At 50.5% G+C, this 24,150-nt stretch carries 24 protein-coding genes and 2 tRNA genes; 13 read left to right on the top strand and 13 right to left on the bottom strand.

Annotation, left to right across the window (positions count from 1 at the left end; translation table 11 throughout):
• Positions 1–6: 6 nt before the first annotated feature.
• Both J1778_RS22935 and J1778_RS22930 read right to left on the bottom strand, forming a co-directional pair.
• Positions 7–1,095: an ABC transporter substrate-binding protein gene (locus tag J1778_RS22935; protein WP_217175112.1), complete on the bottom strand. Its 1,089-nt coding sequence runs from the start codon at positions 1,093–1,095 to the stop codon at positions 7–9.
• Positions 1,096–1,292: 197 nt separating this feature from the next.
• Positions 1,293–2,183: an SDR family oxidoreductase gene (locus tag J1778_RS22930; RefSeq protein ID WP_217175111.1), complete on the bottom strand. Its 891-nt coding sequence runs from the start codon at positions 2,181–2,183 to the stop codon at positions 1,293–1,295.
• A 118-nt stretch (positions 2,184–2,301) separates the two neighbouring features.
• Here J1778_RS22930 and J1778_RS22925 point away from each other — a divergent pair, with 118 nt between their 5' ends.
• On the top strand, positions 2,302–3,219 hold the full coding sequence (locus J1778_RS22925) for an AraC family transcriptional regulator (RefSeq protein WP_217175110.1): 918 nt from the start codon (positions 2,302–2,304) through the stop codon (positions 3,217–3,219).
• An 82-nt stretch (positions 3,220–3,301) separates the two neighbouring features.
• Here the strand turns inward: J1778_RS22925 and J1778_RS22920 are convergent.
• Both J1778_RS22920 and J1778_RS22915 read right to left on the bottom strand, forming a co-directional pair.
• Positions 3,302–3,389, bottom strand: a tRNA-Ser gene (locus tag J1778_RS22920).
• Between the two features lie 195 nt (positions 3,390–3,584).
• Positions 3,585–3,672 (bottom strand) — tRNA-Ser (locus J1778_RS22915).
• Between the two features lie 387 nt (positions 3,673–4,059).
• On the opposite strand from J1778_RS22915, the gene yccA reads away from it, so the two are divergent.
• Both yccA and tusE read left to right on the top strand, forming a co-directional pair.
• Positions 4,060–4,722, top strand: coding sequence for an FtsH protease modulator YccA (yccA, locus tag J1778_RS22910; protein ID WP_217175363.1), 663 nt, complete (start codon positions 4,060–4,062; stop codon positions 4,720–4,722).
• A 107-nt stretch (positions 4,723–4,829) separates the two neighbouring features.
• Positions 4,830–5,159 carry a sulfurtransferase TusE gene (tusE, locus tag J1778_RS22905; RefSeq protein ID WP_217175109.1) on the top strand — a complete coding sequence of 110 codons (330 nt, stop codon included), beginning with the start codon at positions 4,830–4,832 and terminating at the stop codon, positions 5,157–5,159.
• A gap of 6 nt (positions 5,160–5,165) precedes the next feature.
• Here the strand turns inward: tusE and yccX are convergent, their stop codons facing one another.
• Positions 5,166–5,444 carry an acylphosphatase gene (gene yccX / locus J1778_RS22900; RefSeq protein ID WP_120506885.1) on the bottom strand — a complete coding sequence of 93 codons (279 nt, stop codon included), beginning with the start codon at positions 5,442–5,444 and terminating at the stop codon, positions 5,166–5,168.
• A gap of 98 nt (positions 5,445–5,542) precedes the next feature.
• Here yccX and rlmI point away from each other — a divergent pair, with 98 nt between their 5' ends.
• Positions 5,543–6,736: a 23S rRNA (cytosine(1962)-C(5))-methyltransferase RlmI gene (rlmI, locus tag J1778_RS22895; protein ID WP_217175108.1), complete on the top strand. Its 1,194-nt coding sequence runs from the start codon at positions 5,543–5,545 to the stop codon at positions 6,734–6,736.
• A gap of 137 nt (positions 6,737–6,873) precedes the next feature.
• A complete protein-coding gene (hspQ, locus tag J1778_RS22890) occupies positions 6,874–7,191 on the top strand; it encodes a heat shock protein HspQ (RefSeq protein WP_112287392.1) in 318 nt (105 codons plus the stop codon).
• 92 nt (positions 7,192–7,283) lie between these two features.
• Here the strand turns inward: hspQ and J1778_RS22885 are convergent, their stop codons facing one another.
• Positions 7,284–7,697 carry a CoA-binding protein gene (locus tag J1778_RS22885; RefSeq protein ID WP_217175107.1) on the bottom strand — a complete coding sequence of 138 codons (414 nt, stop codon included), beginning with the start codon at positions 7,695–7,697 and terminating at the stop codon, positions 7,284–7,286.
• Positions 7,698–7,885: 188 nt separating this feature from the next.
• On the opposite strand from J1778_RS22885, the gene J1778_RS22880 reads away from it, so the two are divergent.
• Both J1778_RS22880 and mgsA read left to right on the top strand, forming a co-directional pair.
• On the top strand, positions 7,886–8,536 hold the full coding sequence (locus J1778_RS22880; RefSeq protein WP_217175106.1) for a YccT family protein: 651 nt from the start codon (positions 7,886–7,888) through the stop codon (positions 8,534–8,536).
• A gap of 118 nt (positions 8,537–8,654) precedes the next feature.
• Positions 8,655–9,116 carry a methylglyoxal synthase gene (mgsA, locus tag J1778_RS22875; protein WP_217175105.1) on the top strand — a complete coding sequence of 154 codons (462 nt, stop codon included), beginning with the start codon at positions 8,655–8,657 and terminating at the stop codon, positions 9,114–9,116.
• Positions 9,117–9,187: 71 nt separating this feature from the next.
• Here mgsA and helD read toward each other — a convergent pair whose 3' ends face one another.
• Positions 9,188–11,242: a DNA helicase IV gene (gene helD / locus J1778_RS22870; RefSeq protein ID WP_217175104.1), complete on the bottom strand. Its 2,055-nt coding sequence runs from the start codon at positions 11,240–11,242 to the stop codon at positions 9,188–9,190.
• 194 nt (positions 11,243–11,436) lie between these two features.
• On the opposite strand from helD, the gene J1778_RS22865 reads away from it, so the two are divergent.
• Positions 11,437–11,898 carry a YccF domain-containing protein gene (locus tag J1778_RS22865; protein WP_112287387.1) on the top strand — a complete coding sequence of 154 codons (462 nt, stop codon included), beginning with the start codon at positions 11,437–11,439 and terminating at the stop codon, positions 11,896–11,898.
• Positions 11,899–11,935: 37 nt separating this feature from the next.
• Positions 11,936–14,080, top strand: a complete 2,145-nt coding sequence (gene yccS / locus J1778_RS22860) for a YccS family putative transporter (RefSeq protein ID WP_217175103.1) — start codon at positions 11,936–11,938, stop codon at positions 14,078–14,080.
• Between the two features lie 27 nt (positions 14,081–14,107).
• Here yccS and J1778_RS22855 read toward each other — a convergent pair whose 3' ends face one another.
• Positions 14,108–14,740, bottom strand: coding sequence for a TfoX/Sxy family DNA transformation protein (locus tag J1778_RS22855; protein ID WP_217175102.1), 633 nt, complete (start codon positions 14,738–14,740; stop codon positions 14,108–14,110).
• Positions 14,741–14,956: 216 nt separating this feature from the next.
• Here J1778_RS22855 and sulA point away from each other — a divergent pair, with 216 nt between their 5' ends.
• Positions 14,957–15,463 carry an SOS-induced cell division inhibitor SulA gene (gene sulA, locus J1778_RS22850; protein WP_217175101.1) on the top strand — a complete coding sequence of 169 codons (507 nt, stop codon included), beginning with the start codon at positions 14,957–14,959 and terminating at the stop codon, positions 15,461–15,463.
• Between the two features lie 357 nt (positions 15,464–15,820).
• Complete coding sequence (gene ompA, locus J1778_RS22845) at positions 15,821–16,894, top strand: porin OmpA (RefSeq protein ID WP_217175100.1); 1,074 nt, start codon at positions 15,821–15,823, stop codon at positions 16,892–16,894.
• A 117-nt stretch (positions 16,895–17,011) separates the two neighbouring features.
• Here the strand turns inward: ompA and matP are convergent, their stop codons facing one another.
• Complete coding sequence (gene matP, locus J1778_RS22840) at positions 17,012–17,470, bottom strand: macrodomain Ter protein MatP (RefSeq protein WP_217175099.1); 459 nt, start codon at positions 17,468–17,470, stop codon at positions 17,012–17,014.
• A 210-nt stretch (positions 17,471–17,680) separates the two neighbouring features.
• Here matP and J1778_RS22835 point away from each other — a divergent pair, with 210 nt between their 5' ends.
• Both J1778_RS22835 and fabA read left to right on the top strand, forming a co-directional pair.
• Positions 17,681–19,447, top strand: coding sequence for an AAA family ATPase (locus J1778_RS22835; RefSeq protein ID WP_217175098.1), 1,767 nt, complete (start codon positions 17,681–17,683; stop codon positions 19,445–19,447).
• 68 nt (positions 19,448–19,515) lie between these two features.
• Complete coding sequence (fabA, locus tag J1778_RS22830; RefSeq protein ID WP_013574872.1) at positions 19,516–20,034, top strand: bifunctional 3-hydroxydecanoyl-ACP dehydratase/trans-2-decenoyl-ACP isomerase; 519 nt, start codon at positions 19,516–19,518, stop codon at positions 20,032–20,034.
• A gap of 148 nt (positions 20,035–20,182) precedes the next feature.
• Here fabA and rmf read toward each other — a convergent pair whose 3' ends face one another.
• From rmf to pqiA, 4 genes are all read right to left on the bottom strand, one after another.
• Positions 20,183–20,350, bottom strand: coding sequence for a ribosome modulation factor (gene rmf, locus J1778_RS22825; RefSeq protein ID WP_013574871.1), 168 nt, complete (start codon positions 20,348–20,350; stop codon positions 20,183–20,185).
• A 275-nt stretch (positions 20,351–20,625) separates the two neighbouring features.
• A complete protein-coding gene (gene pqiC, locus J1778_RS22820; RefSeq protein WP_217175097.1) occupies positions 20,626–21,195 on the bottom strand; it encodes a membrane integrity-associated transporter subunit PqiC in 570 nt (189 codons plus the stop codon).
• Positions 21,195–22,847, bottom strand: coding sequence for an intermembrane transport protein PqiB (pqiB, locus tag J1778_RS22815; RefSeq protein WP_238484857.1), 1,653 nt, complete (start codon positions 22,845–22,847; stop codon positions 21,195–21,197). Before pqiB ends, pqiC begins: the two co-directional genes overlap by 1 nt.
• Entirely contained in the window at positions 22,834–24,135 is a 1,302-nt protein-coding gene (pqiA, locus tag J1778_RS22810; RefSeq protein ID WP_217175096.1) for a membrane integrity-associated transporter subunit PqiA, read from the bottom strand. Before pqiA ends, pqiB begins: the two co-directional genes overlap by 14 nt.
• Positions 24,136–24,150: the final 15 nt, after the last annotated feature.

Here is a 24,150-nt window from a genome sequence, read left to right as displayed (position 1 = left end):
ATGTCACTACTTGGCAGCAGCGTTACGCCATTGTTTGATGTAATCCAGGCGTTTTTTCTGTTGCAGGTATTCCAGCAGGGTTTCATCGACCGGGATTGGCTTGAGCGCATTGCCTAACATTTTGGTCATGCCGTCGATGTCGTTTTTGCCTTCGATATCGTTGCGGATGGACGGAATGTCAGCCTGGTTGGCCAGAATGCTCTGCCCTTTCTCTGACAAGATGTAGTCCAGCCACAGTTTGGCGGCGTTGCTATTTTTCGATTCCTGACTGATGAAAGAAACGCGGGAAAGCACCAGGGTGTAATCCTTCGGATAGGAAATCCCCAGCGACGGATCCGTTTTGGCGCGGGCTTCGGCGTACGAACCGAGAATGTTGAAACCGATCAGGTTTTCGCCGGAAGAAACGCGTTCCATCATAGTGCCGGTGGAGGACTGCACCGCCAGGCCGCCTTTGGCGATGTCAGCCAGCGTTTTGAAATAATTCGGATCGGCTTTGAAATCTTGCACGGACAACATAAAGCCGAGCCCTGATTTCTCGATATCGTAAGTGGTGACTTTTTTATTGAATTTTTCGGTCTGGCTGGCGATCAGTTTTGCCAGTGCGACATGCGAATCCGGCACGTCACCGGCAGGGATCAGTCGCTTGTTGTAGATAAACACCACTGGCTCATAGGTCGTGCCGTAGGCTTTGTCTTTCCACACCGCCCATTTTGGTAACTGCCCCTGTTCAGGCGATTTATATTCCTGCGCGTAGTCGGTCGCCAGTTTCAGCGCGGTATCCATGGAGGAACTCCAGACCACGTCGCCGCTGGTTCCGCCCGCCGCCTGTTCGCTGATATAACGGTTGTACAGTTCGGTGCTGTTCATGTCGTTATATTCGACTTTGATACCGGGATAAGTCGCCTCGAAGCCCTGAATCAGCGGGCCTGCAGCTTTGGTGTCGGTGGTGGAATACACCACGACTTTGCCTTCTTTGGTCGCCGCATCAACGATTTTTTGATAGTCGGCCGGATAGCCCTGAGGTAATGCAGACATTGCAGAAGAAGACATCAGCACAGCAACAGCAATCAGAGAGATACGTAATTTATTCGACATTATTGTTAACCTCTAGTTACATTTGAGAAACTAAAAATCAACATAACGCATAACATCGGACAGGCAATAGGGTTACGTTTTTATCTTCCCGATTTGTGATTCGGGGCGTTTTTTAGGCAATTAACACCATTAAAACCACGGCGAAAAACGTAAAACAGGCCACCTGAATGACCTGTTTTAATCTCAGAAAAAAGAATTTATTTGAAATATCCGGCGGTATCAATGTCGGTCAGTAAATCCTGATGCACCGGTTTCCAGGCTAAAATATCGCGGGTGATCTGACTGGACGTCGGGTTATTCAGCGAGGCGAAATGCGTAAACCAGCCAAAATGTGCCGCCAGATCCTGTCCGTTTTTGCTCACCACCGGCAGGTTCAGGTGCCTGCCAATCAGCTCGGCAATTTTGCGAAATGGCACGCCTTCTTCTGCGTTTGCATGATATATCGCGTTCTTTGCGCCCTTTTCCAGCGCCAGCACAAATAGCCGCGCGGCATCAAAACGGTTCACTGCCGGCCAGAGGTTTTCGCCATCGCCCGGATAAGCCGATTCACCCTTTTCGCGTGCCAGTGCAATAATCATCGGCACAAATCCGTGATCATCTTCGCCGTGAACCGACGGCGGCAAACGCACCAAAGAAACACGCACGCCCTGCTCTGCCAGATTAGCGACGGCGAGTTCAGATGCCACGCGCGGATTCTGCCCCTGCGGATCAGGTAAATCATTTTCCGTCGCCAGACGTCCGGTGTTCACCAGCGCCGTGCCGGAGGTCACGATCAGTGGTTTTTTTGTGCCCTTCAGCGCAGCGCCTAAAGTACCAATCGCCAGCCGGTCTTTTTCACAATTTTCCAGAAACTTCGAAAAGTCATGAATAAACGCAGTATGGATCACGCCGTCGGCCTGCGCAGCGCCGGACGTCAGACTGTGCAGATCTTCAATACTGCCGCGATGCACGTCCGCACCGGCATCGGTCAGCGCCTGCGCCGAAGCATCAGAACGCGCTAAACCCAGCACCTGATGACCTGCGCGCAGTAATTCCTGCACCACCGCAGAACCGACAAAACCTGTTGCCCCTGTCACGAATACACGCATTGCGAATTCCTCTGTTGTTGGCTCAATCTGCTGCTTTCGTAACAGAATATAGGCGCTGGAGAAAAGACGATCTATGCGCTAATGTCCGTAATATCTTTGCAATCGTCCGGAGTTCCTGATGGATCCCCTTTCAGATGTGTTGTCACTGCTGAAGCCGCGCAGTTATATGTCCAAAGGTTTTGAAGCCGGCGGCGAATGGTCGGTGCAATTTCCTGACCACTATCAGTCGATTAAATGTAACGCGATCATTACCGGTGAATGCTGGCTGGCGGTTGATGGCGTGCCCGCCGCAGTCCATCTCAAAGCCGGTGATTGTTTTGTTTTACCGGCCGGACGCCCGTTCCGTCTCGCCAGTGACCTGAATCTTCCGCCTGTCGATGCCGGGCCGATTTTCCAGCAGGCGCAGGATGGCGGCACGGTTTCCTGCAATGGTGGCAAAGATTTTTTTCTCACCGGCAGCCGGTTTGTAGTCAGTGGCGTAAACGCCTCAACCTTGCTGGCGATGCTGCCGCCCGTGGTGCATATTTCGAAAGAATCCGACAGGCAAAGTTTGCGCTGGGCTGTGGAATGTATGATGCAGGAATTGCGCGATGAACGGCCTGGCGGATTACTGATCGCGCAACATATGGCGCACATGATGCTGGTGCAGGCGCTGCGGATGCACGTCGATAATTCGCCGGAAGGAGAAGATAGCGGCTGGTTTGCTGCGCTGGCGGATAAGCAACTTTCCAGAGCGCTGAATGCAATGCATGAAAACCCGGCATACCGCTGGACGGTGCAGGCGCTGGCTGAACGGGCGGGTATGTCGCGTTCGGTATTCTCGCAGAAGTTTAAGCAGGCCGTCGGCAGTGCACCGCTGGAATACCTGACGCGCTGGCGGATGTTGCTGGCCGGAGACCGGCTGGCGAACAGTAAAGAACCGGTATCGGCTGTGGCGTTGTCGCTCGGGTACGAATCAGAGAGCGCGTTCAGTACGGCGTTCAAGCGCACACTCGGGTGTTCGCCAAGGCAGTATGCCCGGCAGCGGGCGGGTTGAGAATATGCAGCCATTGGGAGAGAAGCGAATTTCAGGCACAAAAAAAGCCGCTAATTACTTAGCAGCTTTAATGTGTTGTTTATGGCGGAGGAGGAGAGATTCGAACTCTCGAATGGTTTCCCATCGCCGGTTTTCAAGACCGGTGCCTTCAGCCGCTCGGCCACCCCTCCGTAAACAACAAGCACTTCGCGACATCAGTCGTTCAGTACGGGGCGTAGTATACAAGACCGAAGAAAAGATGCAAACATTATTTTCAGTCTAGTTTGTTGATTTTATGAGCATTTAAATTGCATTCACAAAGTCGCGCATAAATGACAGATACAAAAAAAGCCGCTAATTGCTTAGCAGCTTTCTTGTGTTGTTTATGGCGGAGGAGGAGAGATTCGAACTCTCGAATGGTTTCCCATCGCCGGTTTTCAAGACCGGTGCCTTCAGCCGCTCGGCCACCCCTCCGCAACGAAGCGAACTATAAACAGTGCCGATCCTCTTGTAAAGTCTGATTCTGTTCGTTTGCCTGAAAAACAGGCATTCGGCTTGCAAGCGGCGATTTAAACATCATTTCGGCGATTTTGAAGCCAGGAAACCGCGCCCTGCCCGCCCTGAGCAGGTAAAGAAGGGTAAAACGTCTTTAATGACGCCCCGCAACTACTTACACTGCAACCTGTTTGTATTTTCACCGACTCCAATTAGATACCCAAAATAATTTGGGTCGCAGGAAGGCGGCAAGAGAGGGAGTCCGGATGAGCTTACACAGGTAAGTGATTCGGGTGACCGGGCGTAGCCAACGCATCTGCGACACAAAGTATGAAGGGCTTAAGTGAGAATTTTATTATGAACCGTATGGATCGTATCGTTGCCTCTTCTTCATCACGCGCTGGCTCGTTGCTAAGCACGCACCGGGTGCTGCGTAATACTTATTTCCTGCTGGCGCTGACTTTAGGCGTTTCCGCGATTACTGCGACGGCAAGTACGGTTCTGAGATTGCCGTCCCCCGGTTTTCTTCTGACCATCGTTGGCTTCTATGGCCTGATGTTCCTGACTTACCGCACGGCGAACAGCCCGGCGGGTATTTTGTCTGCCTTTGCGCTGACCGGCTTTATGGGTTACACGCTCGGGCCATTATTGAGCTCACTGCTTTCCGTTGGTGCCGGTGACATTATTATGCTGGCACTGGGCGGTACCGCACTGGTGTTCTTCTGCTGTTCAGCCTACGTGCTGACCACGCGCAAAGACATGTCGTTCCTTTCCGGCATGATGATGGCAGGTTTTGTGGTGCTGCTGGTGGCGGTGATCGCTAACCTGTTCCTGCAAATTCCGGCGCTGTCACTGGCGATCAGTTGCCTGTTTATTCTGTTCTCTGCAGGCGCAATTATGTGGGAAACCAGCAACATCATTCATGGCGGCGAAACCAATTATATTCGCGCGACCGTGAGCCTTTATGTCTCGCTGTACAACATCTTTGTCAGCCTGCTGAGCATTCTGGGTATGTCATCACGTAACTGATGATGCCTGATGACCCTCTAAGCCCCGCCTACGCGCGGGGCTTTTTATTTTGTCTGACCGGCGTTTTTGATAAACTGACCACCGCATTTTTACGGGTTTGAGGTTATATGCTGCAGTTTGAAGGTCAGATTATTGAAACCGACGCTCAGGGTTACCTGAAAAACAGTCAGGACTGGCAGGAAGGTATGGTGCCTCTGCTGGCTGAAGAAGAAGGGATTGAGCTTACCGACGCCCACTGGGAAGTCGTGCGTTTCGTGCGCGAGTTTTATCTCGAATTCAATACGTCGCCTGCCGTACGCATGCTGGTAAAAGCGATGGCGCAGAAATATGGCGAAGAGAAAGGCAACAGCCGCTATTTGTTCCGGCTGTTCCCGAAAGGCCCGGCCAAACAGGCAACCAAAATTGCCGGTTTGCCAAAGCCGGTGAAGTGCCTCTGAAAGACTTCAGTATTTGATTTTAAAATCGCTGTAATGGCCGGGTGCGGTCGGCTCACTGAGCACACGATCCACCCGTGCATGCTTTGGCCCTCCCTGCTTTAACCAGGCCAGCAGTTGATCCACCTTTTCCTGCTCGCCACACGCCACCACTTCGACGCTGCCATCCTCAAGATTTCTTGCGTACCCGGTCAGACCTAAACCGGTAGCCTGATGTTGGGTCGCAAAACGAAAACCGACGCCCTGCACCATGCCGTACACATAGGCGGCTATACTGACTGTTGCCATGATTTTCTCTCCGTTAGCGGTATGGTTCGTTGCAATTTCACCTGCATGACCGGACAATGTCGCTCTTTTTTGTCTCCAAACCGACAGAACCTAATTTTATGACTGCACGTTTAATTCTGGCCAAAGGCCGTGAAAAATCACTTCTCCGCCGCCACCCGTGGGTATTTTCCGGCGCGGTACACCGTATCGAAGGCAAAGCCAATTCCGGCGAGACTATAGATATTGTAGACAGTCAGGGAAAATGGCTGGCACGCGGTGCCTATTCACCGTCTTCTCAGATCCGTGCGCGTGTCTGGACGTTTAAGCAAGACGAAGATATCGACATTGAATTCTTTATCCGTCGTCTGCAACAAGCACAAAACTGGCGCAATTATATCGCTAAGCGCGACGGGCTTGACGGTTACCGTCTGATTGCCGGTGAATCCGACTGTCTGCCGGGCATCACCATCGACCGCTTCCAGAATTTCCTGGTGCTGCAATTGCTTTCTGCCGGTGCCGAATATCAGCGTGCGCCGCTGATTGCTGCCCTGCAACATTGCTATCCGGAGTGCGCCATCTGGGACCGCTCCGACGTGGCTGTGCGTAAAAAAGAAGGCCTGGAACTGACTCAGGGACATGTGGTTGGCGATGAGCCGCCTGCACTGTTGCCGATTCAGGAACACGGCATGAGCCTGCTGGTGGATATCAAAGAAGGCCACAAAACCGGCTTCTATCTTGATCAGCGCGACAGCCGCCTTGCCGCACGTAATTATGCTGCCGGCCGCAACGTTCTGAACTGCTTCTCTTATACCGGCGCTTTCGCGGTATCTGCGCTGATGGGTGGCTGTACCAAAGTCACCAACGTCGATACTTCACAAGCCGCACTGGACGTGGCACGTCAAAACGTTGAACTGAACAAGCTGGATCTGACGAAAGCGGAATTCGTGCGTGAAGACGTTTTCCAGCTGCTGCGTAAATACCGCACCGAAGGCCAGCAGTTCGACATGATCGTAATGGATCCGCCGAAATTCGTTGAGAACAAAAATCAGCTGGCGAGCGCCTGCCGCGGCTATAAAGATATCAATATGCTGGCGCTGCAGCTACTGCGTCCGGGCGGTATCCTGCTGAGCTTCTCCTGTTCCGGCTTGCTGCCAACGGATCTGTTCCAGAAAATTCTGGCCGATGCCGCGCTGGATGCGGGTCGCGAAATCCAGTTCGTCGAGCAGTTCCGTCAGGCTGCTGATCATCCGGTGACCGGCGCATACCCGGAAGGTCTATACCTGAAAGGTTTCGCCTGCCTGGTGATGAACTGAAAAAGGGTCTGACAGATTAAGCACGGCGTGCTGTACTGACACACACCGCTGAATTTTTAGCAGGATGAGCGGTCAAAACTTGAAATAGCGCGTTTTATCTCCATATAGAGATCAATGAATTATTTTGGGAGGTGACTATGATTGCCAGTAAATTCGGTATCGGCCAGCAGGTTCGCCACAGACTGTTAGGTTACTTAGGTGTGGTGATTGATGTCGATGCAGAGTATTCGCTCGAAAAGCCCGGTGTCGACGATGTCGCCGCTGATGACTCCATGCGCACCGCTCCCTGGTATCACGTGGTGATGGAAGATGAAGAAGGCCAGCCGGTTCATACCTATCTGGCGGAGATTCAGATTGATCATGAAGCCGCGCGTTCTCATCCGGAGCAAACGTCTCTGGATGACCTGGCTGAATCAGTTCGCAGACAGCTGATGGCGCCACGCCTGCGTAACTGAGTCTACTCCTGCGGCACGCTTTTAAAATTAAAAACCGGCTTCGATGGCCGGTTTTTTTATTGCTAAATTTCTATGCTGATTAGAGATGGCGGTTACTTTTCCATCCCCAGACGCGGGATTTCGATTTTCGGACAACGGTCCATCACCACTTTTAATCCAGCCTCTTTCGCCAGCACGGCAGCCTGTTCATTGATAATGTCTAACTGCAGCCACAACACTTTGGCTCTTATGGCAATCGCCTCCTGCGCCACGCCATACGCGGCATCGACATTACGAAATACATCGACCATATCTACCGGATGCGGAATTTCTGCCAGTGAGCCGTAAGCTTTCTGGCCCAGTAATTCCTTGCCTGCCAGTTTCGGGCTGACCGGGATCACCTCATAGCCCTGGGAAAGCAGATACGCCATAACCCCGTAGCTTGGACGCCCCGGATTGTCACTGGCACCTACCAGCGCGATAGTTTTCACTTCCTCAAGAATCTTGCGAATATCATTATCTTGCACGGGATTATCTCCTTTTACCTGTATTCGTTAAGTGTAACGCAGGCTGGCTATTCCGACAGCCTGTGGATCAAAAAGGAGACCTGTCTCACCCTGCTCGTGTTAATTAAAAACATTTTGTAAAACTTTGACACATTATCGTCATTGTTGAATAATAGACGATGAGCAATTTGGTATTTGGGGAGAGAAGAATGAAAGTCTGTCATGCGCTGGTCGCATTAGCGAGTCTCAGCCTGATGGCGTCAGCTTCGGCGACCTCACTCAAATTGTCCCCGGATGTTGACGTTCTGGTGATCGACGGCAAACAAATGTCCGGCGCAATACTTAAAGGCGCGGACAGTCTGGAACTCGACGGCGGTCAGCATCAGATCCTGTTTCAGGTCAGCAAAAATCTTCGCGCCGGCCTGATACCGATGTATCACTCCCCTGCGCTTATCGTGACGTTTAACGCCAAAAATAGTCGTTCCGTTTCCTTCGTGTTGCCAAAACTGAACAACGAAACTGAGGCGGCCCAATTTAACAAGCAAATGAACTATTTGCTGGTTGATGACCAGGGCCGGCAAATACCGACACAGCGTGATGTTCTGAATGTGTTTAATCCCGGCCACACCGCGGACGCTGAAAAATTGATGGTCACGTACAATTTGTCCGGCGCACGTGCGGCCGTTCCGTCGTTCGCCAAAGGATTAACGGATAAAAAAGCGGCACTGGCTCAGGAAACACCTTCTCAAATTTCAATCAGTTATCTGCATCCGTTCTGGACGAGACTGGCAGCTAACGTCAGCTTCGAACAATTTCTGCTCTTGTTTAAACTGCCAGGAAAACAGGAACGGACGTCGTAACTTAACCTGCATCACGCAATCTCTCTCTAAACACTGAATAATCGCCCCCGCCCTTTGCAGTAAAACGGACTTTCAGTATTCTGTGATCCACTGTTACTTTCGCGCTGAAGGGAATTTGATGGAATACACGACCCGTACGATCGCAAAACAAAAACATATTGCTCTGGTCGCGCATGACCACTGTAAAAACACCCTGATGAAATGGGTGGACAAAAACGTCGCCGAACTTTCCAGGCATGTTCTCTATGCCACCGGTACCACCGGTAATCTGGTACAGCGTAATACCGGCATCAATGTAAAAAGTATGCTGAGCGGCCCGATGGGTGGCGATCAACAGGTTGGCGCGATGATTGCCGAAGGCAAAATCGATTTGTTGATTTTTCTGTGGGACCCGCTGAATGCGGTTCCGCATGACCCCGATGTGAAAGCCCTGCTGCGTCTGGCAACCGTGTGGAATATTCCGGTAGCGACTAACGTGGCGACAGCGGATTTCCTGATCAACTCACCGCTGTTCCAGTCTGAAGTCGATATCGTCATTCCCGACTATCAGCGCTATTTATGGTCACGCCTGAAAGAGTGATTTAAAGGCTCTGCTGACAGAAATAAGACGTATAACAAAAAAACAAACCCGGCCATGGCCGGGTTTCTCATTTAGGGTTTGCGCTGAACCGGAACGCCGATGTCTTCCAGCTGTTCCACAAATACCGACGGACGCTCTTTATCCTGCATCAGCCAGACCTGATGTTTTGCCCGCGTCATGGCCACATACAATAAACGCCGCTCCTCGGCATCCATGAAATCCTCCGGCTCCGGAAGCAGAACTTCTTCCAGAAGAGACTCCCGCGCCGCAGCAGGGAAACCATCGTTCCCCTCATGCAGTCCGACGATAATCACATATTCTGCCTGTTGCCCTTTGCTGGCGTGAATGGTCATGAATTCAAGATTGAGTTTTGGCCAGCGTGTTGCGGCCTTCTCCAGAATTTGCGGACGCAGATGGTGATAACGCGCCAGTACCAGAATCCGCTCGTCGGCAGTGACATACCCGCTGAGCTTATCCAGCAATTTTTCCATCTGTTCGTCGGGCAGGATGACGACATTCTTTTTATTACCTTTAGTCAGACTGTTCAGCGGTTTTTTCAACTGATGCGGGTTTTGCTGGACAAATTTATTGGCAATTTCACCGATACGATCATTGAAGCGGTATGTCGTATCCAGCGCGCATTGTGCCCCTTCACCAAAGTTTGTGGCAAAGGCGGTCGTGAGCGAAAGTTCGGCACCACTGAAACGGTAAATCGCCTGCCAGTCATCCCCGACCGCAAATAAACTGGTGTGTTTGTTGAGCTTGCGTAATGCCGAAAGCAGCAACGCGCGCTGTGGCGAAATATCCTGAAATTCATCGACCAGAATATGTTTCCAGGGACTGACGAAACGGCCTTTTTCCAGAATGTTAACCGCCTGATGGATGAGCCCAGAGAAATCTACCGCGCCCTCATCTTTGAGCGCAGTTTTCCAGGCTTTCATCAGCGGCGCCATCAGACGAATGCGTTTCGTGAACAGGTCTTTCACTTCTTCCGGCGCGCTTTCAATCATTTCTGCCTGACTGCCACCGTGCATACGCATCAGACTAAGCCAGCGTTCGAGGCGGCTACCCAGTCGTTCTGCCAGCGATTTATTTTTCCAGTAATCACCGTCAGGAACCGTCCATTCCAGCTCGTCGGTCATCCACTGCCGCCAGCCGCTGGCCTGTACTTTTTTCTCAGCACACTGTTGCTGCCAGGTTTTAATCAGCAGTGAGCGACGTGCTTTAGCATCGGTTTCGAGTTTGCTTATCTTCGGCGCTTTTTTGCTCCCTTCCTGAATAATTTGTAACGCCAGCGCATGGAAGGTTTTGGCTTTGATTCCGTCAGTGTGCAGCCGTTCTTTGATACGGGTATTCATTTCATCCGCAGCCTGACGCCCGAAGGCCAGCAGGAGAATTTGTTCAGGAAGCGCCTCCTGGCGCCTTAACAACCAGCCAGCACGGGCCACCAGCACCGATGTTTTACCGCTACCGGCACCGGCCAGAACCAGAACGGAATCCTCACCATTGACCACGGCACGACACTGACTTTCGTTGAGCGGCGAAACCTCAACGGTATCGAAAAAATCGCGATTGTCCGCAATAACCCTTTCGGTCCAGGCCAGATTACGTTGCGTCACGCTGCGCTTCCCCTGCTCCAGCCAGCGCAGGCAGGTCTGGTAATCATCACGGCAATTGTCAAAATCATTAAGGCGTTCGACGGGCACCGGCACCGCAGAAAAGGCTTCCTGAATATCTTTTTGTACATCGGCTAAATCAGCCCGTTTGAACCATTTATCCTGCTGCTCAATCTGAGTGATTTTTTCGATTTGCCCGTGCAATACCCCCGCGCTAACCCCGCTCATTTCCTGACTCCAGGTCTGCCAGATATTGAGGAGGTACTGATAAAACCGCTGAGTTTCCTGCCATTCGGTGCCATGCAGGCGCACGACTTTTTGTTCTGGTAATTCAAACTCCAGCTCACCCCATACGATGCCGCGCTTACAGCGGATCTGGATAAGCTGATTAAAAGGGATCAGGTAGTGATGTTTATCGCCACTGACTTCAACGCCCGCATTAAGCAGACGCACCCGGTTGTATGGATGCTGCGCCAGATGTTTCCCGAATGAGGTCGATTTCAATTCCATATCATCACACCGTATCTTCTCTAAAATTCCTGACGGAAAGGTAATGTTTATAATTTTACATGCAAGAGTATTTAAGAGTTTACCTTTGATAAGCGCAGGCGATCCAGGTTCCAAAACAGGGTAGAATATGAAGTATGTTTCTTTTTGGGAAACATGATTTCTTCTAACTTTTAATATTTTCGGGAAGAGCAGACATGCGCACAGTTCTCAATATTCTTAACTTTGTTTTAGGTGGTTTCTTTACCACTCTCGCCTGGCTGTTTGCCACGCTGGTGAGCATCGTACTGATCTTTACCCTGCCCCTGACCCGCTCTTGCTGGGAGATCACCCGTCTGTCTTTGATGCCATTTGGCAACGAAGCCGTACATGTTGATGAATTGTATCCTGAAAAACGCAATGCACTGATGTCCGGCGGTGGTACTCTGTTGAATATATTCTGGTTTATTTTCTTCGGCTGGTGGTTATGCTTGTCCCACATCATGGCGGGCATCGCTCAATGTATCAGTATTATCGGCATTCCGGTGGGCATCGCGAATTTTAAAATCGCCGTCATCGCACTCTGGCCCGTCGGACGCCGGGTGGTTTCCGTTGAGCTCGCCAGACAAGTTCGTGAAGCAAATGCCAGCCGTCTGATGAAAGACGGACGCATTCGCTGATTTTCATCATTTTTGATTTTTAAGGTGGGGTTTTTTAGTGCTTTCGATTGCACCGGGCTTAAGGCGTTATGCCTATAACAGCAATGTTCTTTATCACATCAGAATTTTCATTGCTCTGACAGGTGCGGCCGCCGTCCCGTGGTGGCTGGGTGAGATTACAATGACCATACCCCTGACGCTCGGTGTCGTCGCTGCCGCACTGGCTGATCTGGATGATCGTCTGGCAGGCAGACTGCGTAATTTGCTGATTACGCTGGTGTGCTTTTTCATCGCTTCAGCGTCAATTGAATTACTTTTCCCCTACCCCTGGCTGTTTGCGCCAGGTCTGATGCTTTCAACCTGCGGCTTCATCCTGCTTGGCGCACTCGGTCAGCGTTATGCCACCATTGCTTTCGGCGCACTGCTGATCGCCATCTACACCATGCTCGGCACCAGCATGTATCACATCTGGTATCAGCAACCACTGATCCTGCTGGCCGGCGCCATCTGGTATAACCTGCTGACGCTGGCCGGGCATATTATCTTCCCCATCCGACCTTTGCAGGATCAAATTTCACGCTGCTTTACAGAACTCGCTGCGTATCTGGAAGCCAAAGCAACCTTATTCGACCCCGATCAGGAAGACAATAATCAGCAACTGGTCGAGCTGGCGATGGCCAACGGACAGCTGGTTTCCACGCTTAATCAGACTAAAAATACGCTGCAAACCCGTCTGAAAGGTGACCGCGGTCAGAAAGGAACGCGCAGAACTTTGCATTATTATTTCGTGGTGCAGGATATTCACGAACGCGCGAGTTCGTCGCATGTGAAGTACCTCAAGCTGAGTGAACAATTCCATCACAGCGACATCTTGTTCCGTTTCCAGCGGTTGATGAGTATGCAAGCCCGGGCCTGTTTGCAGCTGTCACAATGCATTCTGTATCGTCAGAAATATCAGCATAACAGCCAGTTTGAGCGTGCGTTTTCCCGGCTGGAAGAAGCACTCAAACGCCTGGAATCTCAGGGCGAGCATCGTGAAATGTTGCAGGCGTTGCGCCATCTTTTACGCAATCTGCACGCCATTGATGCGCAGCTGGCCAATCTCGAATCCGAGCAGTCGCTGCCTGAGAATAATGAAACCGGGAAAAACACGTTTGCCGAAGATCGCCTGACAGGGCTTGATGATATCTGGCTGCGTATATCGCGGCACTTTACGCCGCAATCAGTATTATTTCGGCATGCAGTGCGTATGTCAGTCGTTCTGTTTGTCGGCTACGTGTTTATTCAGGTCAGTGGTTTGAATCACGGTTACTGGATATTGCTTACCAGTTTGTTTGTCTGTCAGCCGAACTACAGCGCCACCCGCCGCAGGCTGGCGTTAAGGATTATTGGCACTCTTGCCGGTATCGCGCTGGGTATTCCGATACTGTACTTCGTGCCTTCGATTGACGGACAAATGATCCTGATCGTTATCAGCGGTTTATTATTCTTCGCCTTTCGCACGGTGCAATATGCACAAGCGACGATGTTTATCACGCTGCTGGTGCTGTTGTGTTTCAACTTGCTGGGAGAAGGTTTTGAAATCGCCATTCCCCGCATCATCGATACGCTGATTGGCTGCGGTATTGCCTGGGCGGCGGTGACCTTTATCTGGCCGGACTGGAAATTCAGACAAATTGACCGCGTTGTCAGCAAAACTTTCGATGCCAACTGCCGCTACCTTGACGCAATTTTGGTGCAATACCATCAGGGAAAAGACAACAGTCTCGATTATCGTCTGGCACGCCGTGATGCGCATAACTGTGATGCAGAGCTGGCGTCGGTTGTGTCGAATATGAGTTCGGAGAAGAATAACGATACAACGACCCTGGACGCCGCATTCCGTCTGCTGTGCCTCAACCATACGATGCTGAGTTATATTTCTGCACTGGGCGCACACCGTGAAAAGCTTGAAGATGCCGAAACCCTGAGCTTGCTGGATGATGCGGTGTGCTGCGTCGACGGGGCTTTGCACCATCTGCCCTCTGAATCCGGGCGTGTTCAGCAGGCTCTGGAGAATCTGACTGCCCGGATCCAGATGAGAACCACGGATTCGGACAGTAAAGAGCAACTGGTGTTGCAACAAATTGGATTACTGGTGGCTCATTTACCTGAACTCACCAGTCTTAACAGTAAAATCTTGCCTGCTCAGAATCCACTCTGATAATCCGCAGACGCCATGCCTTGCGGATTAGTGCTTCGTCACAGGATACTTTTCTTGCTGATGGTTGAACCATTGAGTTAAAAACTCTCTGGACGCCATCGGCAAGGCAGCTTCATGAAAACCTAAAATCGCGCCTTCCAGTGCCATCAGTAAATTAATGCCCAAATTCTTTTTTTTTATTGCACACAATTTCAGATATGCCTCGCACGCACCTTGCATCCGGAGGTCACCGGAATTTTCAATACCCACTTGCCACAGCATCCGCTCAAGAGCCAGCGAGAGATTGGGTAAGTCTTTCAAACGTGATGCTTCACTGTTTTTCTTTGCTTCGATTTCACGACGCATACCTTTGAGAGAAACTCTCGCCAGTCTCAGTAAAACATGGGGGTCACTCCACTGCTCATGACTGACTTTGAAATAGCGTAAATGCACATCCATCCCGCGCTTGCGGTAGATCAGACGTTCCATTTTTTTTCGGCAAAAGTGACCTTCCGTATCATCAGTCGCCCTGAGGAATAATTCCCCGTCAGACACCAGCCCAAACATGGCACGATCGGCCGATAAACTGAATCCGCCAAACTGCGTACGCGAGCGTATATTGCCCAGTGGGGCAAAGAGTTCCAGACATTCAAGCACCCTTTTTTTTGATTTATTTATCATCGCGTTATCCTTTTCATATTCATTCCTGACTACCAATTTGAATTACCAGAACCGCTAAATGCAAAATACGCAATGTCGTGAGTAGCAACAAACATAAAATGCAGTTGCAGGGTGTTGCCTTCAAAATTTGCGAGATGTCTTGGAAAAATTGGGTTGATCTTTGCTCATCGCCAGAGTACTGTACATTCATACAGTAACTCACTGGGGTACATCTCTATGCGAACTCAAAATCATACAAATCATCATTTTAGTCAGCTTGGTTTGCCGGTTTCCCGTGCACAGGTAAATACGTCTGCATCCTTGAATAATGGTCTGATCACTGAGTTCGTCTATAGTGCGAGCCAACCCGCTTTTGCCCAGTTACTGCTGCCTCTGCTGCAACATCTCGGCATGCAATCACGCTGGTTGTTGTGGCTAACACCACAACAAAAATTGAGCCGCCACTGGTTATCACAATCCGGTTTACCGGTGGATAAAATGGTTCAGGTGAATCAGATAACTGCGATGTCGACAGTCGATGCCATGGAAAAAGCATTGCAGACGGGTAACTACAGTGTAGTGCTCGGATGGTTGCCAGATTTGAATGATGCAGAGAGGGAAAGATTGCAAATTGCTGCCCGTCAGGGGGGAGCTTACGGCTTCATTATGAAGCCAACAAATGAACAGAATTCAGCTAGTGGACATCACTCAACAGTAAAAATTCACTCTTCTGTATACCATTAGTTCAAAATAGGAATGTTCCTACGAAAATAATGGGGAACTTAGTGATTTGTGCTGAGAAAGCTCCGGAACCCAGTAAAAATGGGCTTTCTGAATGTAGATTTGCTTCACAAGTTGTCAGGAAATAGTCAAAGTCGTGAAGAAATGTGTACGTTTTTCCCTTTTTTTCAACGGTGTTAACACATCAAGCTTGTAAGTTTCGCGCCACGTTGTAGACTTTACAACGCCAAGGTTGCTCAATAATGCCAACGTAAAGTGGCAAGTTCTGAAATGAAGCAATAATCTTGGCGTAAGGATTTTAACCAAGGGCTTAAAAAGCTTAAAGCTCAATTGCCTATTTGGATGATAACGAGGCGCAAAATGAAAAAGACAGCTATCGCATTAGCAGTGGCACTGGCAGGTTTCGCTACCGTAGCGCAAGCCGCCCCTAAAGATAACACCTGGTATACCGGTGGTAAATTGGGCTGGTCCCAATACCATGACACTGGTTTCGCAAATGCTTACGACGGTATCGGCAACGGCCCTACCCACGAGAGCCAACTGGGTGCAGGTGCGTTCTTGGGTTACCAAGCGAACCAATACCTGGGCTTTGAAATGGGATATGACTGGCTTGGCCGTATGCCTTACAAAGGCAGCGTAAACAATGGCGCATTCAAAGCACAAGGCGTTCAGCTGGCTGCTAAACTGAGCTACCCACTGGCTGACGATCTGGACATTTATACCCGTCTGGGTGGTATGGTCTGGCGTGCAGACGCTAAAGGTAACTTCGACAATGGCGCTGCTGGCCGCGTAAGCGATCACGACACCGGTGTTTCTCCACTGGCAGCCGTTGGTCTTGAATACGCTGTAACCAAAAACTGGGCTACCCGTCTGGATTACCAGTGGGTTAACAACATCGGTGACGCAGCTACTGTTGGCGCACGTCCTGATAACGCAATGCTGTCTGTAGGTGTTTCTTACCGTTTCGGTCAAGAAGAAGCTGCTCCAGTTGTTGCTCCAGCACCAGCTCCAGCTCCAGTTGTTGAGACTAAGAAATTCACTCTGAAATCTGACGTCCTCTTCAACTTCAACAAAGCTACTCTGAAACCAGAAGGCCAACAGGCTCTGGATCAGCTGTACAGCCAGTTGAGCTCAATCGATCCTAAAGACGGTTCTGTTATCGTTCTGGGTTACACCGACCGTATCGGTTCAGAACAATACAACCAGAAACTGTCTGAGCAACGTGCTCAGAGCGTAGTAGATTACCTGGTATCTAAAGGTATCCCTGCTAACAAGATCTCTGCACAAGGCCAGGGTAAATCTAACCCAGTTACTGGTTCTACCTGTGACTCCGTTAAAGGCCGTGCTGCTCTGATCGACTGCCTGGCACCAGACCGTCGTGTAGAAATCGAAGTTAAAGGCTACAAAGATACTGTTACTCAGCCACAGGCTTAATAACACTCTTTAGCTTTTGCTACAGATATCAAAAACCCCGCCTCGGCGGGGTTTTTTTATATCTTCTGATGAGAGAGTCAGTGAATAAGCCGGGTTAGGATTAGGAAGAAGAGAGATTCAGCTCTCTTTTTTGCCGAGGATTTGTTCAAGATCTTCTTTAAGTGAAGACATCTGAGTAGCGTACTTCTCTTTACGTTCCGCATCTTCAAGCAACTGAATGATCGTATCAGACAATGTTGCTCCGCGCCTTTGTGCCAGTCCAGCCAGTCGCTGCCAGACAAGAAATTCCAAATCGATAGACTTCTTACGCGTATGCTGATGTTCAGCGTTGAAGTGACGCTTACGACGGGCACGGATGGTTTGTTTTAGCCGATTTTCCAGCGACGGATTCATATTATTAACGATCCAATCCGTCACCTTAACAGGCTCATTTTCCAGCCTGAGAAGTTGATTCACGGACTCTTCAGCAGCGCTGTTTTCTAAATGGCGAGTGATCCGCTCACCTTCCCGGTGTTTTTTCACCAGATACTTCCATTTCCAACCGCTTTCAAGATTTTCCAGTTGCTGATATTTCATCGTGAACTCTTCGGTGACCACGTAACTTTACTAAGCATAACAGCTTTAATTCAATTTTCACCCCTAATAAACCCGCTTATTTTGCCTGTTTTTTAAGCACCCGTTCAGCAATGTGCACTAAGACCAATTGTGCTGCGACTCTGATTGTATGCAGCCGGATTTATTCTTGTATAATCGCTCTTTCCCTTTTTATAGAAAACAGCTAACACATTGACCAATAACCGACTTGACTGGCAGCTTTTACTGCCCGATACCGCGCCTTACGAGGCAATTTTTGCAACGGCTGCCCAGTTAGCCCCTGTCGATTTCGCAGGCACTCAGCCCCGGCTGGAAAATGGTTTAACGCTGTTTTGTCATCCCCGTTCCCGTGCGCGTTTTATGACGCTCAAAGCGCAGGAAAATCGCGAGTACTTGTCACGCATCGCTGATGTCGTCAGCAGCCTGCTGCCGGAACAGACAGAAGTCATTGGCAACCGCTACCATATTGACGGTAATAAGGTGACGCTGCTGGCTGCCAAGTCTGCCGAAGATGCCTTCGCTGCAAGCTTTACCTGCCAGTACCGTGAATGGATTGAGCCGGAACAATTGTTTGGCTGTGTTCGCCTGTTTAAAGATCAGATCCAACTCGAGCCGGGTCTGGTACATCAGGTCAATGGCGGTGTTTTAGTGCTGTCGATCCGCACACTCATTGCTCAGCCACTGATGTGGTTGCGACTTAAGCAGATGATCACTGAAGGCCAGTATCACTGGGTATCTCCGGATGAAACAAAACCGTTGCCGGTGACCGTTCCGCCGATGCCGCTTGATCTGCGGCTGATCCTGGTAGGCGATCGTTTGTCGCTGGGCGACCTCAGCGATATGGAACCGGAGCTGATGGATTCTGCCATCTATGGCGAATTTGAAGCCGACCTGCCACTGACCGAAGAAAGTGACATGGAAACCTGGTGTGGTTACGTTAACACGCTGGCTGATGAGCTTGAGATCCCGCGTCTGGCCGCCGATGCCTGGCCGGAGTTTCTGAAAATTGCCATCCGCCACAGCACCGATCAGGGAAGCCTGACTCTCGATCCAGTCTGGCTAAATACGCAGCTTAGCGAAGCCGCACTCTACAATGAAGATGAATTGCTCAGCGCAAAATCTCTTGAAGCTGCCGCGAATGCGCGTGCATGGCGCGAAAGCTACCTGCAGGAACGTATGCAGGATGAAATTGAGCTTGGGCAAATCCGTATTGAAACCGAAGGTGAAGTTGTTGGGCAGATTAACGGCCTTTCCGTTCTGGAATATCCGGGTCATCCGCGCGCTTTAGGTGAACCTTCGCGTATTAGTTGTGTCGTACACACCGGCGATGGTGAATTTACCGACGTTGAACGCAAAGCTGAATTAGGCGGTAATCTGCATGCCAAAGGCATGATGATTATGCAGGCCTTTTTGATTTCCGAGTTAGAACTCGACCAGCCTCTGCCCTTCTCCGCTTCGATTGTGTTTGAACAGTCTTACGGAGAAGTGGACGGCGACAGCGCATCTCTCGCTGAACTCTGCGCACTCATCAGTGCGTTGTCGATGCAGCCGATTAACCAGCAAATTGCGGTCACCGGCTCTGTCGATCAGTTTGGGAATGTGCAACCCATTGGTGGCGTGAATGAGAAAATCGAAGGTTTCTTCGAGGTTTGTCAGCGTCGCGGTTTGACCGGTAAGCAAGGGGTCATTCTGCCAACCAGCAACGTGCGTAATCTTTGCCTGCATCCGCAGGTTCTGGACGCCGTTCGCGAAGGCCAGTTTCACTTATGGGCAGTTGATAACGCAGCCGAAGCGCTGCCTATCCTGACCGGACTGATTTACACAAACGAAGAAGAAGCTGAAGAAGAGCGTCCGAGCCTGCTGGGATTAATTCAGCAGCGTATTGCGCTGGTCACATCGCAAGGTAGCCCGCGCTACCCGTGGCCTCTTCGCTGGCTGAACTGGTTCAGCCGCAGCTGATCGGAGTTGTTCAGCTTACAGCTGTAAGCTAAGCTTCGCCCTTCATTAAAATAAGGCTTACATAGAACATGGTAGATAAACGCGATTCCTATACGAAAGAAGACCTCGTAGCTTCTGGCCGCAGTGAACTGTTTGGCGCTGGCGGTCCTCCATTACCATCAGGCAATATGCTGATGATGGATCGCATCGTTAAGATGCAAGAAGATGGCGGCACCCATGGCAAAGGTTATGTTGAAGCTGAGTTAGATATCAATCCTGACCTGTGGTTCTTCGGCTGTCACTTCATTGGTGATCCGGTGATGCCTGGCTGTCTGGGCCTGGATGCAATGTGGCAGTTGGTCGGTTTTTATCTGGGCTGGCTCGGTGGCGAAGGCAAAGGCCGCGCACTGGGTGTGGGTGAAGTTAAATTCACTGGTCAGGTACTGCCAACCGCGAAACTGGTCACCTACCGCCTGAATTTCAAACGTGTTATCAACCGTAAACTGATCATGGGCGTAGCTGATGGTGAAGTGCTGGTTGATGGTGTGGTGATTTATACCGCAACTGACCTGAAAGTCGGTCTGTTCAAAGACGCCGCTGCTTTCTAAAAAATCACATTGCTAAGTCTGATAAAACGGTGAGTCTGATGGCTCGCCGTTTTTTATGCGTGTTTTTTGTGCAACATCATGATATTAGCCACAAACAAAAACCTCCGCGCGCAGCGGAGGTTATTCCTTATTCTGACAGGGGAGCCGCTTAAGCGGTAACGGCCCTGTCCTCCATGGCTTGTCGCCAACCCCCGAGCCAGTGTGATCGGGCATCTAATGATTGGTACGGACAAATCTCTTTTGAGCGTCCGCCAATACCTGCTTGATATCCACGTGATTGTGCCCGTTCCAGGCGATCGCGTTTTTGTCTCTTCATGCCTTATATCCCTCATTATTCAGGTCAGGTGGAAAGAAAACAGTGGCCCGCTTCTGCGTCCACACCTAACAAATAGCTGCAATCGGCAGAGAGGTCAATGCGCAAAATTCACGCCAATGTCATATTTGTGAGCTATATTATTAGATTGCGCGCGAGACAATCGTGCTAATAAAAGATTCATCTGGCTGATCGCCATAAAAAAATCCCGGCGTCTGAAAATTCAGAAACCGGGATTTTTTACGTTTTACTTAAAAAATATTAAGCTTAAAAAAACGTCATCTTATTTGCGAGGCGATCTGGCCCGCTTCTTGCTGCCAGCCGGCAGCCAGCGTTTTCACCAGCGCATCATAACCATCTTCGTTCTGTTTCAGGTTCAGCGTAAAGTCACGCTGGATCATCTGCCCGCTGCGGCTCAGCGTCCAGCTTCCGCTGATAACCACAGTGCCATCATAACGACCGTGGAATGCGGTCACATTCACGTTCAGCACGTCCTGCTCATCGGAACTGACAGCCTGTGTAGAAACCAGATAACCCGGCAAGTCACGGCGCAGATAGGTCACCAGTGATTGCTGAAGTTGCTGATCCAGCGGACTGGCCCAAAGATTATTCTGGGTCAGAGTGTACTGCACGTCATTGGTCTGATAAACCAGCCCGTTACCTGACAAGTAATCAGCCACACTGACCCTTTCAACCCACAGGTGACGTTGGGTAGCCATGCCTGATGACATTGCACTGCCCGTTGCCGGGGCGCTGTTGAGCACCGGCAACTGGTAGTAGGTTTTCTGATCACTGCTGCTACAGGCAGTCAGGAATAATGCTAAGACGACAGGTATCCATTTCATCATTATTTGGCCTTCTTCGGCTGAGGATCATCTTGCCCTGGGGCGGCGAAAATCAGTGCATTACTTTTCTGGTTCAGCGTTTTCAATACCGGTTGCAGTTCACGCAGGGTCTTATCCAGACTTTGCATGTCATTCACCATATGTCCGTACGCCGGAGAACCAGGCTGGAAGCCTTTCAGACTGCGGTTAAGCTGAATCAATGTCTGCTGCATATCTTGTGGCAGATTTTTCATTTCCTTGCTGCTGACAATTGCATTCAGGGACTCTATGGTCCTCTGCGTCGCTTTCATCGTCCTCTGACTTTCCGCCAGCGTGCTGGTGGCTTCACGCATCATCGGTTCGATCGGCAGATTGTTGATCTTATCGAGCGTAGTCATCAGTTTCTGTTGGATCTGCGCAAACCCGCCGCTCACTGTCGGCAACAGTTTTTGACCGTCTATTTCCAGCGGCCCTTTCCACGGTTTCTCATTCTGATAGAAATCCAGATCGATATACATCGCGCCCGTTAACAGGTTGGCAGATTTCATCGAAGCGCGCAGGCCATGAGCGATACCGTCACGGATATGCTCTTCAATGTTAAAGTTACTGCCCAGCAACTGCGCGAAGCGGTCAGGTTCAATGCGGATCAGGACCGGAATACGATAATCATCCGACATCTGCTGTTTCACCACATTCATCGGATAAGGCACTTCGGCCACAGTACCCAGACGGATACCACGGAATTCAACAGGCGCGCCAGGTTGCAGACCGCGAATAGAATCCGAGAAGAACATCACGTAATCCATGTGACGGGTATACAGCGACTCCTGAATGCTTTTCTGGTCGTCAAAGAGCTTATAACTGTCACCCTCTTTGGCTTCGTTGCCCTGCGTCCAGCCATTCGGAATATCAAAGCTGACACCACCGCTAAACAACGTGGTCAGTGAACCCATTTCCACACGCATACCGGCGGCAGACATATCGAAGTTCACGCCGCTGTCTTTCCAGAAACGCACGTTGTCAGTAACCAGCGTGTCGTAAGGTGCCCGGATAAACAGCTGATATTTGATGTTGCGCGCTTTCGGATCAAAGTGACTGGTTTCCACTGTGCCGACCTGGAAACCTCTGAACAGAACCGGATCCCCCGGATTCAGCTGGCCCGAACGTTCGCTATCCAGACTCACGCGGATACCTTTGGCATCTGGGGAAGCCAGCGGGGGTGAATCATCCAGTTTATATTCTGATTTTTCAGCGCCTTTATTGCCCGGCTGCAACTGAATATAGGCACCCGACAATAATGTGCCCAAACCGGAAATACCTTCACGTCCGATTTGCGGTTTTACCACCCAGAATACAGAGTCTTCACGGAGCATTTTTTCCATGCCGGTATTCAGGCGTGCTTTGATAATGACCTGTTGCAGATCTTCACTCAGTGTCACGCTTTCCACTTTACCGACATCAACGTTACGGCTTTTGATGGTGGTCTTGCCGCCCTCAATGCCTTCGGCCGTGGTGGTGATTAACGTCACCTCCGGGCCCTGATGGCTGTAGTGGTAAAATAGTATCCAGGCGCCGATCAGTGCCGTAACAATCGGCACAATCCACACCGGCGACCAGCGTTTAATCTTCTCTACTTTGGCAGTTCCGTCTTGCTCTGCCATATTATTTCCCGCCATCTTGTGGCTCCTTTGCAGACTTCATTACAGCGCGATCCCAAATGAGCCTTGGGTCAAACGTCATTGCAGCGAACATAGTGAGAATGACAACACTGGCAAAAAGCAGTGCGCCAATGTCCGGATAAATACTCATCAGTTGTCCCATCCTTACCAGAGCCGAAAGCACTGCAATAACGAACACGTCAATCATTGACCAGCGGCCAACAAATTCCACGACTTCATAAATCACGTGCAATCTTTCCCTGTCGATTTCCTTATTACTGTTTGCATCCCAGCATAACCAGCCAATCGCAATCATTTTCAGCGTCGGCACCATGATACTGGCAATCAAAATCACCATTGCCACAGGATAAGAACCTTCACTCCACAGCAACACCACGCCAGCCATAATGGTGGATGGCATCGGTGTGCCGAGCACCTGGGTTATCATGATCGGCAAAAGATTGGCGGGGATATACAAAAAAATAGACGTTATGAGAAGCGCCATCGTCCATTGCAAGCTATTTTTGCGGCGCGCATGGCCGGATGTTTCACAACGCCCGCACTTTTTCTGATCGACTGGCAAAATAGCCATACAACAATGGCATGAACGTAATCCCTGTGACAGTCCACTCTCGCCCACCCGAAGCGGCATTTCCAGCTTCGGTGCGGACGCAACCTGCTGCCAGATCCAGTAACGGTCAGTACACTGAAAGGCCCTGAGCTGCAAAATACAAAACAGCACAAAGGGATAGAAACTGGTGCCGACGCCGACATCACCATAAGCCATCAGCTTCACGAAGCTGACCAGGACACCCGCCAGGAAAATCTCAACCATGCACCAGGCCTTCAGGCGGAAATAGTTGCGGGCAATGCTGATCTGCCAGTGACTGGGGATCGATGTCCCCTGGCAAAGAATGATGATGAAAATCATGCCTAACGCAGGCATCAGTTGAACCAGAATCATAAACAGCGACGCCATGCTGGCGTAGTCGTCAGAAACTAAAACCTGAGGAATTTGAATCAGTGTAACTTCGCTTCCCAGACCGGCAACTTTCATGTTTACGAAAGGGAAAAGGTTAGACAACAGCAGCATGAATAATGCGCTGACAGCATAGGCAATAGGACGTCGACGCGGCTCTTTCCAGCGCGACGTCAGCGTCGTATGGCAACGCGGGCATTTAGCTTTTTGCCCGACAGCAATCTCAGGGATTGCCACCAGCAAATCGCATTGGGGGCATAAAATGTGCGGATCGTGGACATGAGAACACACAAGCCAACTCCTCAATTGCGGAACGTGCAATAGCATGTGCCGCTGGAACAA

Origin of the sequence: Rahnella bonaserana (assembly GCF_019049675.1) — a bacterium.
In the GTDB taxonomy this organism is placed as follows: Bacteria; Pseudomonadota; Gammaproteobacteria; order Enterobacterales; family Enterobacteriaceae; genus Rahnella; species Rahnella bonaserana.
The sequence above is the reverse complement of the archived record's forward strand: the minus strand, read 5'-3'. Positions and strand labels throughout refer to the sequence as shown.

What these genes read in the sequence shown, in the direction of transcription:
- J1778_RS22935 (WP_217175112.1), bottom strand. Translation starts at nt 1,095, where the DNA reads ATGTCGAATAAATTACGTATCTCTCTGATTGCTGTTGCTGTGCTGATG.
- J1778_RS22930 (WP_217175111.1), bottom strand. Translation starts at nt 2,183, where the DNA reads ATGCGTGTATTCGTGACAGGGGCAACAGGTTTTGTCGGTTCTGCGGTG.
- J1778_RS22925 (WP_217175110.1), top strand. Translation starts at nt 2,302, where the DNA reads ATGGATCCCCTTTCAGATGTGTTGTCACTGCTGAAGCCGCGCAGTTAT.
- yccA (WP_217175363.1), top strand. Translation starts at nt 4,060, where the DNA reads ATGGATCGTATCGTTGCCTCTTCTTCATCACGCGCTGGCTCGTTGCTA.
- tusE (WP_217175109.1), top strand. Translation starts at nt 4,830, where the DNA reads ATGCTGCAGTTTGAAGGTCAGATTATTGAAACCGACGCTCAGGGTTAC.
- yccX (WP_120506885.1), bottom strand. Translation starts at nt 5,444, where the DNA reads ATGGCAACAGTCAGTATAGCCGCCTATGTGTACGGCATGGTGCAGGGC.
- rlmI (WP_217175108.1), top strand. Translation starts at nt 5,543, where the DNA reads ATGACTGCACGTTTAATTCTGGCCAAAGGCCGTGAAAAATCACTTCTC.
- hspQ (WP_112287392.1), top strand. Translation starts at nt 6,874, where the DNA reads ATGATTGCCAGTAAATTCGGTATCGGCCAGCAGGTTCGCCACAGACTG.
- J1778_RS22880 (WP_217175106.1), top strand. Translation starts at nt 7,886, where the DNA reads ATGAAAGTCTGTCATGCGCTGGTCGCATTAGCGAGTCTCAGCCTGATG.
- mgsA (WP_217175105.1), top strand. Translation starts at nt 8,655, where the DNA reads ATGGAATACACGACCCGTACGATCGCAAAACAAAAACATATTGCTCTG.
- helD (WP_217175104.1), bottom strand. Translation starts at nt 11,242, where the DNA reads ATGGAATTGAAATCGACCTCATTCGGGAAACATCTGGCGCAGCATCCA.
- J1778_RS22865 (WP_112287387.1), top strand. Translation starts at nt 11,437, where the DNA reads ATGCGCACAGTTCTCAATATTCTTAACTTTGTTTTAGGTGGTTTCTTT.
- J1778_RS22855 (WP_217175102.1), bottom strand. Translation starts at nt 14,740, where the DNA reads ATGATAAATAAATCAAAAAAAAGGGTGCTTGAATGTCTGGAACTCTTT.
- sulA (WP_217175101.1), top strand. Translation starts at nt 14,957, where the DNA reads ATGCGAACTCAAAATCATACAAATCATCATTTTAGTCAGCTTGGTTTG.
- ompA (WP_217175100.1), top strand. Translation starts at nt 15,821, where the DNA reads ATGAAAAAGACAGCTATCGCATTAGCAGTGGCACTGGCAGGTTTCGCT.
- matP (WP_217175099.1), bottom strand. Translation starts at nt 17,470, where the DNA reads ATGAAATATCAGCAACTGGAAAATCTTGAAAGCGGTTGGAAATGGAAG.
- fabA (WP_013574872.1), top strand. Translation starts at nt 19,516, where the DNA reads ATGGTAGATAAACGCGATTCCTATACGAAAGAAGACCTCGTAGCTTCT.
- rmf (WP_013574871.1), bottom strand. Translation starts at nt 20,350, where the DNA reads ATGAAGAGACAAAAACGCGATCGCCTGGAACGGGCACAATCACGTGGA.
- pqiC (WP_217175097.1), bottom strand. Translation starts at nt 21,195, where the DNA reads ATGATGAAATGGATACCTGTCGTCTTAGCATTATTCCTGACTGCCTGT.
- pqiB (WP_238484857.1), bottom strand. Translation starts at nt 22,847, where the DNA reads ATGGCGGGAAATAATATGGCAGAGCAAGACGGAACTGCCAAAGTAGAG.
- pqiA (WP_217175096.1), bottom strand. Translation starts at nt 24,135, where the DNA reads ATGCTATTGCACGTTCCGCAATTGAGGAGTTGGCTTGTGTGTTCTCAT.